Source organism: Micromonospora sp. CCTCC AA 2012012 (genome assembly GCF_040499845.1).
In the GTDB taxonomy this organism is placed as follows: Bacteria; Actinomycetota; Actinomycetes; order Mycobacteriales; family Micromonosporaceae; genus Micromonospora; species Micromonospora mangrovi.
Genome location: NZ_CP159342.1, coordinates 3,346,642 through 3,358,804, shown reverse-complemented (window position 1 = coordinate 3,358,804; position 12,163 = coordinate 3,346,642). Strand labels below are relative to the sequence as shown.

Annotated in this window: 10 protein-coding genes; 5 read left to right on the top strand and 5 right to left on the bottom strand. The window is 75.6% G+C overall.

What is annotated here, in order from left to right; genetic code table 11:
- Nucleotide 1: 1 nt before the first annotated feature.
- The 5 genes from dhaL (at nt 2) to ABUL08_RS14530 (ending at nt 5,989) form a co-directional block, all read left to right on the top strand.
- A complete protein-coding gene (dhaL, locus tag ABUL08_RS14550; RefSeq protein ID WP_350938397.1) occupies nt 2-616 on the top strand; it encodes a dihydroxyacetone kinase subunit DhaL in 615 nt (204 codons plus the stop codon).
- Nucleotides 617-724: 108 nt separating this feature from the next.
- Nucleotides 725-1,771, top strand: coding sequence for an S-methyl-5-thioribose-1-phosphate isomerase (mtnA, locus tag ABUL08_RS14545; protein WP_350938395.1), 1,047 nt, complete (start codon nt 725-727; stop codon nt 1,769-1,771).
- Between the two features lie 26 nt (nt 1,772-1,797).
- Nucleotides 1,798-3,756: a bifunctional aldolase/short-chain dehydrogenase gene (locus ABUL08_RS14540; RefSeq protein WP_350938393.1), complete on the top strand. Its 1,959-nt coding sequence runs from the start codon at nt 1,798-1,800 to the stop codon at nt 3,754-3,756.
- A gap of 44 nt (nt 3,757-3,800) precedes the next feature.
- A complete protein-coding gene (locus ABUL08_RS14535; RefSeq protein ID WP_350938392.1) occupies nt 3,801-5,426 on the top strand; it encodes a glycoside hydrolase family 10 protein in 1,626 nt (541 codons plus the stop codon).
- Between the two features lie 23 nt (nt 5,427-5,449).
- The gene (locus ABUL08_RS14530; RefSeq protein WP_350938390.1) at nt 5,450-5,989 is read left to right on the top strand and encodes a P-loop NTPase family protein; all 540 of its coding nucleotides are present in this window, start codon (nt 5,450-5,452) and stop codon (nt 5,987-5,989) included.
- Between the two features lie 31 nt (nt 5,990-6,020).
- On the opposite strand, the gene ABUL08_RS14525 is transcribed toward ABUL08_RS14530, so the two are convergent.
- The 5 genes from ABUL08_RS14525 to ABUL08_RS14505 form a co-directional block, all read right to left on the bottom strand.
- The gene (locus ABUL08_RS14525) at nt 6,021-8,009 is read right to left on the bottom strand and encodes a SpoIIE family protein phosphatase (protein ID WP_350938388.1); all 1,989 of its coding nucleotides are present in this window, start codon (nt 8,007-8,009) and stop codon (nt 6,021-6,023) included.
- A gap of 54 nt (nt 8,010-8,063) precedes the next feature.
- Nucleotides 8,064-8,534, bottom strand: a complete 471-nt coding sequence (locus tag ABUL08_RS14520) for an SRPBCC family protein (RefSeq protein WP_350938386.1) — start codon at nt 8,532-8,534, stop codon at nt 8,064-8,066.
- A 184-nt stretch (nt 8,535-8,718) separates the two neighbouring features.
- On the bottom strand, nt 8,719-9,180 hold the full coding sequence (locus tag ABUL08_RS14515; RefSeq protein WP_350938384.1) for an HIT family protein: 462 nt from the start codon (nt 9,178-9,180) through the stop codon (nt 8,719-8,721).
- Between the two features lie 47 nt (nt 9,181-9,227).
- Entirely contained in the window at nt 9,228-10,451 is a 1,224-nt protein-coding gene (locus tag ABUL08_RS14510; RefSeq protein ID WP_350938382.1) for an acetyl-CoA hydrolase/transferase family protein, read from the bottom strand.
- A 127-nt stretch (nt 10,452-10,578) separates the two neighbouring features.
- Nucleotides 10,579-12,054, bottom strand: a complete 1,476-nt coding sequence (locus tag ABUL08_RS14505) for a coiled-coil domain-containing protein (protein WP_350938380.1) — start codon at nt 12,052-12,054, stop codon at nt 10,579-10,581.
- Nucleotides 12,055-12,163: the final 109 nt, after the last annotated feature.

Sequence of the window (12,163 nt, the reverse complement as noted above, 5' to 3'; positions counted from 1 at the left end):
CATGACCAGCGACACCATGGACGCCGCCGACACCCGCGCCTGGATGGGGCGCTTCTTCGCGGCGTTCGACCGCGAACGACAGGCGCTCACCGACCTCGACCGGCGCTCCGGCGACGGCGACTTCGGCGCGAACCTGCGCTCGGCGCTCGGCCGGGCCCGGGCCGCGCTGGACGAGGCGCCCACCGCGACGCCCGGCGACGTCCTGGACGTCGTGTCGACCGCGTTCCTGCACACCGGCGGCACCTCCGGACCCCTCTTCGGCATGTGGTTCCGGCAGCTGGCCAAGGCCACCCGTACGGAGGTCGTGGGGGTGGCCGAGCTGGCGCGGGGCTTCGCCGACGGGACCGCCACGGTGCGGCGGCTCGGCGGCGCGGGACCCGGTGACAAGACGATGGTGGACGCGCTGGTGCCGGCCACCGAGGCGCTGACGGCCGCCACGGGTGGTCTCGCGGACGCCCTGGCCGCCGCGGCCGACGCGGCACGCGCGGGGGCCGAGTCCACGGCCGACCTGGTGGCGAACCGGGGCCGGGCCAGCTATGTCGGTGAGGTGGCCCGGGGCGTCCTCGACCCGGGTGCCGTCGCGGTCGCCCTGATCGTGGAGAGCCTCCGCGGCTGACGGAAGCCGCCCGGCACTACTGGGCGAAGTCCCAGTGATCGTCCCGCGCACCCGGGGGCCGAGGTTGACAGTCCCCGACCCGTGGTGGACTCTCCAGCTGCGTTCGACGTGAAGATCGAGAGCCCGGGCGGTGAGGGGTACGACATGCGGACCATCGACTGGCGGGACGACCGGATCGTCGCGATCGACCAGACCCGGCTGCCGCACGAGGTCGAGTTCCTGGAGATCGACACCGTCGAGGACCTGATCGCCGCGATCCGGTCACTGGCGATCCGGGGTGCGCCCGCGATCGGCGTCGCCGGGGCGCTCGGGGTGGCCCTCGCCGCCCGGCGGCACCCGGAGCCGGCCGAGCTGCGCGCGGCCGTTGACGCGCTCCGCGCCGCCCGCCCCACCGCGGTCAACCTCGCCTGGGGCGTCGACCGGGTCCGCGCCCGGCTCGACGCCGAAGGCACCGAGGCGGCCCTCGACGAGGCCCTGGCGGTGCTGGCGGAGGACGTCCGCTGCTGCCGGGAACTCAGCGAGCGGGGTGCCCGCTGGCTGGTCGAGACCGTCGGACCGCAGGTGGCGGTGCAGACCCACTGCAACGCCGGAGCGCTCGCCACCGTCGAGTGGGGCACCGCGCTCGGAGTCGTCCGGTCCCTCCAGGAGCACGGCGCGCTCACCCACGTGTACGCCTCGGAGACCCGCCCCCTGCTCCAGGGCGCCCGGCTGACCGTGTGGGAACTGGCTCAGATCGGGGTGCCGCACACCCTGGTGGTCGACTCCGCCGCCGCCTCGGTGCTGGCCCAGGGCCGGGTCGACGCGGTGGTGGTCGGCGCGGACCGGATCACCGCGAACGGCGACGTGATCAACAAGGTGGGCACGTATCCCTTGGCGCTGGCGGCGGCCCGGGCCGGGGTGCCGATGGTGGTCGCCGCCCCGGAGTCCACCGTCGACCTGGCCACCCCCTCCGGCGCGGACGTGCACATCGAGGTACGCGACCCCGAGGAGATCACCGCCCTGGGGGCGGTGGCGCTGGCCCCGAAGGGCACCGGCACCCTGAACTACGCCTTCGACGTGACCCCGGCGGACCTGGTCACCGCCATCGTCACCGAGCGTCGGGTCATCCTGCCGGCCGCCGGCGGTCGCCCCGACGACCCCATCAGCCGGAGCTGACCGACCCCGCGAGGAGCCACCCCCCGATGCGTAACCGCTGGTCCGCCGCCGACGCCCCGGACGGCTCCGCCCCCATCGCGCGCCTGGTGTACGCGTCCCGGCTGCTCGGGGCCGACCCCGGCCTGGTGCTGCACGGCGGGGGGAACACCTCGGTCAAGACGACCGTCACCGACCTCACCGGGGAACCGGTGCCGGTGCTGCACGTCAAGGGCAGCGGCTCCGACCTGGCGACGATGGACGCGGCCGGCTTCACCGCGCTGCGGCTGGACCGGCTGCGGGCGCTGCTGCGGCTGGAGCGGCTCGGCGACAGCGACATGATGAACGAGCTGCGCTGCGCCCGACTCGACGCGAGGGCACCCGACCCGAGCGTGGAGACGCTGCTGCACGCCCTGCTGCCGCACCCGGCCGTGCTGCACAGCCACGCCGACGCGCTGCTCGCACTGACCAACCAGCCGGACGGTGCCCGGCTCGTCGAGGAGCTGTACGGCGACAGCGTCGTCGTGGTGCCGTACGTGATGCCGGGGTTCGACCTGGCCCGGCGCTGCGCGGAGCGGTATCCGGCGCGCGCCCACGCCGGGACGGTCGGCATGGTCCTGCTCAACCACGGGCTCTTCACCTTCGGCGCGGACGCCGAGGAGGCGTACCACCGGCACGTCGAGCTGGTCGGCATGGCCGAGGAACGGGTGGGGCTGCCGCGGCCCCGGGTCGCGCCGGCCGCGCCGCAGCCGGTGGACCGGGAGCGGCTGGCCCGGCTGCGCCGGGAGGTCTCCACCACGGCGGGCACCCCGATGCTGCTGCACCGCCACGAGGATCCGGCCGTGCGGGCCTTCCTGGACCGGCCCGACCTGGCGGCGGTCGCCACCCGGGGCCCGGTCACCCCCGACCACGTGCTGCGCACCAAGCGGATCCCGCTGGTCGGCACCGACGTGACCGGCTACGCCGCCGCCTACCACCGGTACGTCGAGCAGCACCGCTCCCGGGCCCGGACCACGCTCACCATGCTCGACCCGGCGCCCCGGGTGATCCTCGACCCGGAGCTGGGCATGCTCACCGCCGGCCGGTCGGCGGCCGAGACCCTGATGGCCCGGGACATCTACCGGCACACCGTCGACGTGATCGAGGCCGCCGAGGCGGTCGGCGGCTACCGGGCGCTGCCGGCGGAGGACATCTTCGACCTGGAGTACTGGGAGCTGGAGCAGGCGAAGCTGCGGCGGGGCGGGCCGGCACCGGAGTTCGCGGGCGAGGTGGCCGTGGTGACCGGGGCGGCCTCCGGCATCGGCCGGGCCTGCGCCGAGGCGCTGCTGGCCCGGGGCGCCTGCGTGGTGGCCCTGGACCGGGACCCGTCGGTCGGCGCGTCCGACGGGCCGGCCCGGCTCGGCCTGACCGTCGACGTCACCGACGGCGCGGCCGTGGACGCCGCCCTGGACAGCGCCGTGGCGCGCTTCGGCGGGGTGGACATCGTCGTCGCGGCGGCCGGGATCTTCCCGCCGAGCCGGGCCATCGCCGAGCTGGACCCGGCCGAGTGGCAGCGCACGATGGCGGTCAACGCGGAGTCCGTGGCGTACCTCTTCGCCCGGACCCACCCGCTGCTGGCACTCGCGCCCCGGGGCGGCCGGGCGGTCGTGGTCGCCTCCCGCAACGCCCTCGCCCCCGGGCCCGGCGCGGTCGCCTACTCCGCCTCGAAGGCGGCGGTGACCCAGGTGGCGCGGGTGGCCGCGCTGGAATGGGCGGGCGACGGCATCCGGGTGAACGTGCTGCACCCCGACGCGGTCTTCGACACCGGTCTGTGGAGCCCGGAGGTGCTCGACGCCCGGGCCCGGCACTACGGGCTGACCGTGGCGGAGTACAAGCGACGGAACCTGCTCGGCGCCGAGATCACCAGCGCCCGGGTCGGTGAGCTGGCCGCCACGCTCTGCGGGGAGGCCTTCGCCGCCACCACCGGGGCGCAGATCACCGTGGACGGGGGGAACGAACGGGTGATCTGAGGCCGGGGGTGCGTACGGCGGGCCGTACTGGGCAGACTGTGGCGATGCCCCCCGCCGCGCACGCCGCCCGCCGCCGTCGTACCCATGCCGTCGTCGCGCTGCTCGTGGCGCTGGCCGTGGTGCTCGTCGGCGGCGCCTGGTCGCTGCGTGACCGGGGGGACGGCGACGGCGACCGCGCGGTGCGGTCGACCGTCCCCGACGCGGTCGGCTGCGCGGGCCGGGCGCTCACCGCGCCCCGCGAGCTGCGCGGCATGTGGATCACGACGGTGAACAACATCGACTGGCCGAGCCGGCGCGGGTTGCCGGCCGAGGCGGCGCGGGCCGAGTTCCGGGGCTGGCTGGACCTGGCCGTACGCCGCAACCACAACGCCGTCTTCGTGCACGTACGCCCCAGCGGCGACGCGCTCTGGCCGTCGGCGTACGCGCCGTGGTCGGAGTGGCTGACCGGGCGCCGCGACGGGCGCGACCCGGGCTGGGACCCGATGGAGTTCATGGTCGCCGAGGCGCACGCCCGCAACCTGGAGTTCCACGCCTGGTTCAACCCGTACCGGGGCGGGCAGCCGGCCACCGTCGGCGGTCCAGGTCCCCGGGTCGACCAGCTCGCGCCGAACCACCCGCTGCGGCAGCACCCCGACTGGGTGGTGACCTACCCCAGCGCCGACCGGCCCGGCAGCCGCCTCTATTTCAATCCGGGCATCCCCGAGGCGCGCCGGTTCGTCGAGGACTCCATGCTGGAGGCGGTCGCGCGGTACGACGTCGACGGGGTGCACTTCGACGACTTCTTCTACCCCTACCCGGAGGCCGGGCAGGACTTCCCCGACGACGCGGCGTTCGCCCGGTACGGCCGGCGGTTCGCCGACCGGGACACCTGGCGGCGGGACAACGTCAACACCCTGGTCCGCGAGATGAGCGAGCGGATCAAGGCGCTCAAGCCGTGGGTGAAGTTCGGCATCAGCCCGTTCGGCATCTGGCGCAACCAGCGCACCGACCCGACCGGCTCGCCGACCGCCGGCCTGCAGAGCTACGACGACATCTACGCCGACACCCGGCTCTGGGTCCGCCGGCAGTGGCTGGACTACGTCGTGCCGCAGCTCTACTGGCACATCGGCTTCGGCAAGGCCGACTACGCCAAGCTGCTGCCGTGGTGGGCGGCCACGGTGCAGGGCACCCGGGTGCAGCTCTACATCGGCCAGGCCGACTACCGGGTGGGGGAGAAGGGCGCCTGGCGCGACCCGGCCGAGCTGGACCGGCAGCTCACCCTCAACCGCCGCTACGGGGTGCAGGGGAGCGTCCACTTCAGCGCCGCCCAGGTACGCGCCGACAAGCTCGGCGCGGTCAGCCGGTACAGCGCGAACCACTACGCCGGACCGGCGCTGGTGCCCACGATGGCGCAGCTGCCGGCGGCGGCGCCGGCCGCGCCCACCGTCACCGACGCGCGGCGGGACGACACCGGCGGGGTGGCGTTGACCTGGCGCGGGGAGGCCGCCACCAGCTTCGCCGTCTACCGGCTGGACGGCGACACCGCCGCGCTCGTCGGCACCGTCCGGGGCACCGGCTGGGTCGACCGGACCGCCCCGCCTGGCCGCCCGCTGGCCTACTGCGTCTCCGGCGTGGACCGCAGCGGCACCGAGGGCCGGCTCAGCGCCGCCGCGCCCGTCCCGGCCCGGTAGCCGTCCCGCACTACGCTGCCGGCGTGAACGCACCCTCCCGCATCCTGGTCTACGGGGTGTACGGCGCCGGCAAGTCCACCCTCGCCGCCCGGCTGGCGGAGCGCCTGGGCCTGCCCTGGTATCCGGTCGACGACCTGCTCTGGCAGCCGGGCTGGGTGGAGGTGCCGGTCGCGGTGCAGCGCAGCCGGATCGAGGAGATCTGCCGGCGGGACCGCTGGATCATCGACGGGGCGTACCACGGCTGGCGGGACGTGCCGCTGACCCGCGCCGACCTGGTGGTCGGCCTGGACTACCCGCGCTGGCGATCGTTCTGGCGGCTGCTGCGCCGCACGGCGGGCCGGCTGGTGTCGGGGGAGGTGATCTGCAACGGCAACCGCGAGTCGCTGCGCAGCGTGCTGTCCCGCGACTCGATCCTGGTCTGGCACGTCACCGCGTTCGGCCGCGCCCGGCGGCGGATGCGCGCCTGGCGCAGCGACCCGTCCGGCCCGCCGGTGCTGCTGTTCCGCTCCCCGGCGGCCCTGGACCGCTGGCTGGTCGACCTGCCCACCGGCTCGGACTCCTGACCACCGGGCCCGGGCCGCCCCCGGTGCCCGGTCAGGCCGGACGACCCGCGTCGACCGGAGCGCCGGGGGTCGGTGGCGCGTCGCCGTCGAGGGGCCGCAGTCCGGTCAGCGTCAGGACCGCGTACGCCGGGCTGGTCGGACCGGCGGTGACCCGCAGCGTGGCGAGGGCGCCGGTGAGGTCGTGCAGGAGCCGCACCCCGGCGCTGCTGAGGTGGCTGACGCCGGTCAGGTCGACGGTGAGGGGAAGCCCTCCACCGCGGCCGGCCTGCAGGATCGCGCCCTGCAACCGGGCAGTCGAGGCCATGTCGACCGGGCCCCGCACCGTCAGCGCCCGCCCGCCGGGAATGTCCACCACGTCCGTGGTCAGCTCCTCCGGCTGCCGGTCCCGTGGGCCGGGTCTCCCGGGCGGGGAGGTGGTCGTGGTGACGGTGCTGGGGTGGCTGAGCCGCAGCCCCATCCGGACGCGGGTCCCCCGGTCGCCGCGGTCGAGTTCGGTGTGGTCGACGAGGCCGCGGATCATCGCCAGGCCCCGGCCGCGATTCGCGGGGTCGTGCGTCGGCGGGCGCCAGCGGCCCTGATCGGTGCAGGTGAGCCAGGCGACGCCGTGGGCGTCGAGGACGGCCTCCACCTGGAAGGTCGCGGACTCGTTCCCCGGGTCGGCGTGCTCGACGGCGTTGGCGGCCGCCTCGCCGAGGGCGTGGATGAGGCTCCAGGTGTCCTGCGTCCCGGCACCGGCCGCGGTGAGCCAGTCGGTCACCTGCCGGCGCAGCGGTCGCAGCGTGGCCGGGTCGGCGGGGAGGGTGAGGTGCAGGGGGCGGACCGGCTCGGTCACCAGATGAGCGGCGAGCAGGGTGGTGTCGTCCCGGTACCCGCCGCCGGTCCGGGCGAGGCGCTCGGTGACGACGGCGCAGATCCGGTCGGGGAGCCGGCTGTCCTCGTCGAGGACGGGACCGGTGGTTGCCGCCTCCGCCGCGGCGGCGAGGGCGTCGGAGCCGTCGCGCAGGCTCTGGTGCGGCCGTTCGATCAGGCCGTCGGTGTAGAGCAGCAGCGTGTCGCCGGGACGCAGCCGGGTCGTGTGGACCTCCGGGGCGGGGGAGCGGGTGCCCAGCGGTCCGGCCGCGCTGACCGGCAGGAAGCGGGTGACACCGTCCGCGTCGATCACCAGCGGCGGCGGGTGCGCGTGGCTCGCCACCTCCAGCGCTCCGGTGGCCGGGTCCAGCACGGCCAGGCAGGTGGTGGCGGCGCGGGTGAGGGTGCGCAGGCCGGCGAAGTGGTCGAGGGCGCGGAGCGTGTCGGGCAGGCTGCCGCCCGCGTGCAGCGCCTGGAGGACCACCGCCCGCAACTGGCCCATCGCCGCGGCGGCCGTGGCGCCGTGCCCGACCACGTCACCGACGGTCAGCGCGACCCGGCCGTCCGGCAGCGCGACGGCGTCGAACCAGTCGCCACCGGCGACGAGGTCGTCGTCGGCCACCAGATAGTGCGCGGCCAACTGCACCTCGGGCAGGACGGGCAGGACGTCCGGGAGCAGACTGCGTTGCAGCTCCAGGACGAGGTCCGAGGCGTGCTGGTAGCGGCGCTCGGAGACGGCGGCGGCGGACTCGGCCGCCCGCCGGGCGGCCACCACCGACGTGGCGTCGACGGCCTGGACGATGACGCCGCGTACGGAGCCGTCGGGGTGGAGCCACGGGGACAACTCGAAGGTGTAGAAGGCCTCCTCCAGCGCGCCGTCACCCGCGCGGTCGGTCAGGATCCGCTGCTCCTGGCCGCTGGAGCGAACGCCCTGGAGGGCCTCGTCGAGGAGTTCGAAGATGTGCTGGCCGTGCAGTTCCGGCACGGCCCGCTTGAACGGCTGCCCGATCAGGTCGCTGCGATTGCCGACGGCGGCGCGTACCGCCGGGTTGGCGGCGACCACCCGGAGTTCGGGGCCCTCGAAGACCCAGACGAAGCCGGGGAACTGCTCGAACGCGTCGAGCAGCGCGGCCGGGTCGCCGGAGGACCAGCCCGGGTCCGTTCCGCTCACTGCCGTCGCCCCCTACCTCTCCTGGTTGCCTGGCAGCACGGTACCGCGCGGTGATCAGGGCCGAGCCGGTGGCGGTCCCCCGGCGCGACGGCGGACCGTGGCGAGCAGCCGCCGCACGGCGATCCGGTGCCCGCCGCTGCCGATGACGGCCATCCGGTAGAGGCCGCCGGCCACGCCGGGGAAGACCGCCCGGGTCTCCGCGCGCAGCCGGGTCCGGCCGGGGCCGGCGGGCTCCAGCCGGAAGATCAGGGCGTACGTGGCGAACCAGTGCCGCCCCGCCAGGACCAGCTCGCGCCCGGGCAGCGCGGTGACCACCCGGAAGCCGGGGAGAGTGGAGCCCTCGGCGAGCGGCCGGGGCCCGGACGCCGAGGGCTCGGCGGAGCCGACCAGGCGCGGGTAGTGGCTCATCCCGGGGCGGGAGAACGCCCGTTCCACGGTGTCGCACAGGTGCGGCCAGACGTCCTCGGGCGGCGCGGCGACGATCGTCGCGTGCTCGTCGACGTGCGGCAGGGAGGCACTCGACATGACAGTCTCCGTACGCCGGTGTCGTTCCGGGCCCCAGTATCGTCCCCCGGTACGACCGGGGCGGCGCCGCTCGGGGCGGCGGGCCGTGATGGCCGGCCTGTTCATCGCCTGGATGCTGCTGGTCAGCGCCGCCCTGTGGCGGCGCTCGGCGGTCGACCCGACCCCGCCCCCCGTCGGCTGAGGCTCAGCGCGACAGTTCGCGGGTGATCGCGGCGCGCAGCCCGTCGTGCCGGGGGCCGAGCGCGGTCGCCGGGTCGCGCCACCGTTCCGCCGGATAGAGCCAGACCGGCTTCCCGACGATCTCCGGCGGCTCCCAGTCGTAGCGGGGCCAGACGTGCGCGTGCAGGAAGGGGTCGGTGTTGCCGAGGATCTCGATGTTCACCCGGCGGAAGGCCGGGTCCGCCGCCTTGCAGGCCCGTTCCACCGCCCCGGCGAGCCGGTCCATGCTCTCCAGGTACGCCAGCCGCCGCGCCCTCGGCAGGTCGCTGAGCCGTTCCACGGTCGGGTCGTCGGCGAGCAGGACGCAGTAGCCGGGCAGCCACTGCACGTCCCCGAGCACCGCGAACCCGCCCGGCAGGGTGGCCAGCACGGTGGGGTTCTCGCCGCGCAGCGCCGACCCGATCCGGTCCTGTCGCCAATCGATCATGGGGGACATCATCCGGTAGGCGGGGGCCGGGCGCGTACCCCGGGTGGTCAGCGCAGCGGCAGGCCCATCCGGCGGCCGGCCGCGCGCAGCCCGTCCCGGGCGTCCGGGTGGGCGGCGTGGTCCACCAGTTGCTGCGCCTGCTCGACGGCGTCCCGGCCCCACACCGACGCGCAGCCCTGCTCGGTGACGATCGCGCTGTGCTGGAACGAGGTCACCGGCCCGGAGAGCAGCGGCACGACCGTCGACACGTCGGCCCTCGGGTGCCAGGAGCGCAGCGCGATGACCGCCTGCCCACCGGGGGAGTGCAGGGCACCCACGATGAAGTCGGTCTGCCCACCGAAACCCGAGTGCACCCGGGTGCCGATCCGGCTGGCGTTGGCCTGCGCGAAGAGGTCCACCTCCAGGGCGCTGTTAACCGACACCAGGTGCGGGTGCCGGGCGATCAGCGCCGGGTCGTTGGTCTTCTCGGTACGCAGCATGCGGACCCGGGGGTTGCCGTCCACCCAGTCGTAGAGCTCGTCCGAACCGAAGCAGAACGAGGCGGTCACCGGCACCTCGCGGTCCAGGCAGCCGGCCTTCTCCAGGGCGAGCACCCCGTCGCTGAACATCTCCGACCAGATCCGCAGCCCCTGCCGGTCGGCCAACGCGGAGAGCGTGGCGTCCGGGATGCCGCCGATGCCGGTCTGCAGGGTGGCCCCCGGCGGCACCAGGGCGGCGACCCGCGCGCCGATCGCGGCGGCCACCTCGTCCGGCTCGGCCGGGGCGGTCGCCGGCAGCGGCTCGTCGACCTCCAGCAGGTGGTCGACGGCGTCCAGCGGCAGCACCGCGTCGCCGTGGGTGACCGGCATCTGCCGGTTGGCCTGCGCGATCACCAGACCCCCGCGGGCCCGGACCGCCTCCACCGCGGCCGGCAGGATGTTCACCTCCACGCCGAGGCTGACCGCGCCGCCGGACGGGCGGCTGGTGTGCAGCACGACCACGTCGGGCGGCAGCCGGTCGTGCAGCAGCGCCGGCACCAGCGACAACCGGCTGGGCAGGTACGACAGGCGTGGGTGCCAGCGCATCCCGGCGCCGACGAACGCCGTCTCGTAGTGGACGCCCTCCCGGTCCGGGATGCCGCGCGGCGCGTTCAGCATGAACAGCCGGTACTCGGCCACCGACCGGTCCAGCACGGCGAGCGTGTGCAGCGGCGCGACGTGGTTGCCGCTGGCCACCACCCGGGGCTCGCCGGGCAGCCGTCCGAGGATCTCCGCCAACCGGGTTTCCGACACCGCGCGCATGACACTCCGACCGTCGTCGACAGGTGACCGTCACCGTCGAGGGGAGCATGTCGCGCGGCAGGTCCCGCGGCACAGGGTCCAAGGTCCGTGACCCGGCCCGCACCGGCCGCCCCGCGGGTCAGGCGGAGGCGGGGACCTCCGAGGGGGACGCCTCGACGACCTCCGCCGCCGTCCGGCGGACGAAGGGCCGGTCCAGCGCGGGCCGCTCGTACCGCTCCGGGGCGGGCGGCGCGCTGACGGGCGCGGGTGCGGCGGCGGCGGGCTCGATGCCGGCCGGCTCGACCGCGGCCGGCTCGGCGGCCGGACGCTCCGGCTCGGGCGTGCCCGGGCGCGGCCGGTCCCCGGCCGGTCGGTTGGCGACCTGCGGGTACTCGGCCGTCTCGACACCGCCGGCGGCAGCCGCCATGACGGCCGCGGCAGCCAGGTCGGCCACCCGCTTCGCCTCCCGCTGCACCCGCGCCCGGACCTCCTTGGCGTGCTGCTCGGCGGAGTCACCGGCCCGGCGGGCCTCCTCCAACCGGTTCGTCTCGGCGGCCAGGTCCCGGCGTACCTGGAGCAGCCGCTGCTCCAGCTCGGCGCCCTCCTGCTCCACGGCGGCGGCGTCCTGCTGGAGCCGGGCGAGCTGCTGGCCGGCCGTCTCCAGCTCGGTACGCAGCTCGGCCAGCGCCTCCTGCCGCTCCCGGATCTCCTGCTGGAGCGCGGTGAGCTGCTCGGTGTGCGCGGCGGTCTGCTCGTCGGCCCGCTCGCGCACCTCGGTCGCGTACTGCTGGGCCTCGGCCACCAGCGCGGCGATGTCCCGCTCCGCGCCCGTGGCCCGCTCGGCCAGTTCCTGCTCGGCGGCGGCCCGCCGCTCCTCCAGCTCGCGGGCCATCGCCGTCTGCCACTGGGCCAGCTCCTGCTGGGCCTTGGCGCGGGTGGCCTGGACCTCCTGCTGGATCTGCGTCCGCGCGGCCTTCACCAGCGCCTCCGACGCGGACCGGGCCTGCTCGACCTGCTGGGTGCTCTGCTCGGCGATCCGCTTCGCCTCCTGCTGGGCGCGCTCGTGCGCGGCCTGGCCGTCGGCTCGCAGCTTCTCCGCCAGCTCCCGGATGCCGGTCAGCTCGGCCTGCGCGGCGGCCCGCTGCTCCTCGTGCGCCCGGTCGTGCTCGGTACGCCGGGCGGACAGCTCCTCGTCCAGCTCCCGCAGCGTCCGGGTGGCCTGCTCCTGCGCGGCGACGAGCGTCTGCTCGGCCTGCTCCCGCACGTCGGTGGCGTGCTGCGTCGCGCCGTCGGTGATCGCGGCGGCCTGCTTCTCGGCCAGCGCGAGGATCTGGTCGACCATCGGGCCCAGGTCCCGGAAGGACGCCCGGTCCACCTGCGCCGGACGCTCCCGCAGCTCGGTCACCTCGGTCTGCAGCCCCTGCATCTGCACCGTCAGCTCCCGCACCTGCCCGTACGCCCGGTCCCGGTCGAGCGTCACCCGCGCCAGTTCGGCGTCCAGGTGCTCGACGTGGCGGTCCACCTGCCGCTTGTCGTAGCCGCGTACGGCGAGCGCGAAGTGCGGCCGCGCGGTGACGTCGTCGTGGTTCGCGAACGGGTCCTCGCCAGTGGACATGCGCCATCCTCCGTCGGTTCGCCAGCGCCAGGCCGGCGGATGACCGCCCCGCAGGGCATGATGAGGCGCAACGGTACCGCCGTCGGTGCGCGGCGTCCGGACCACCCCG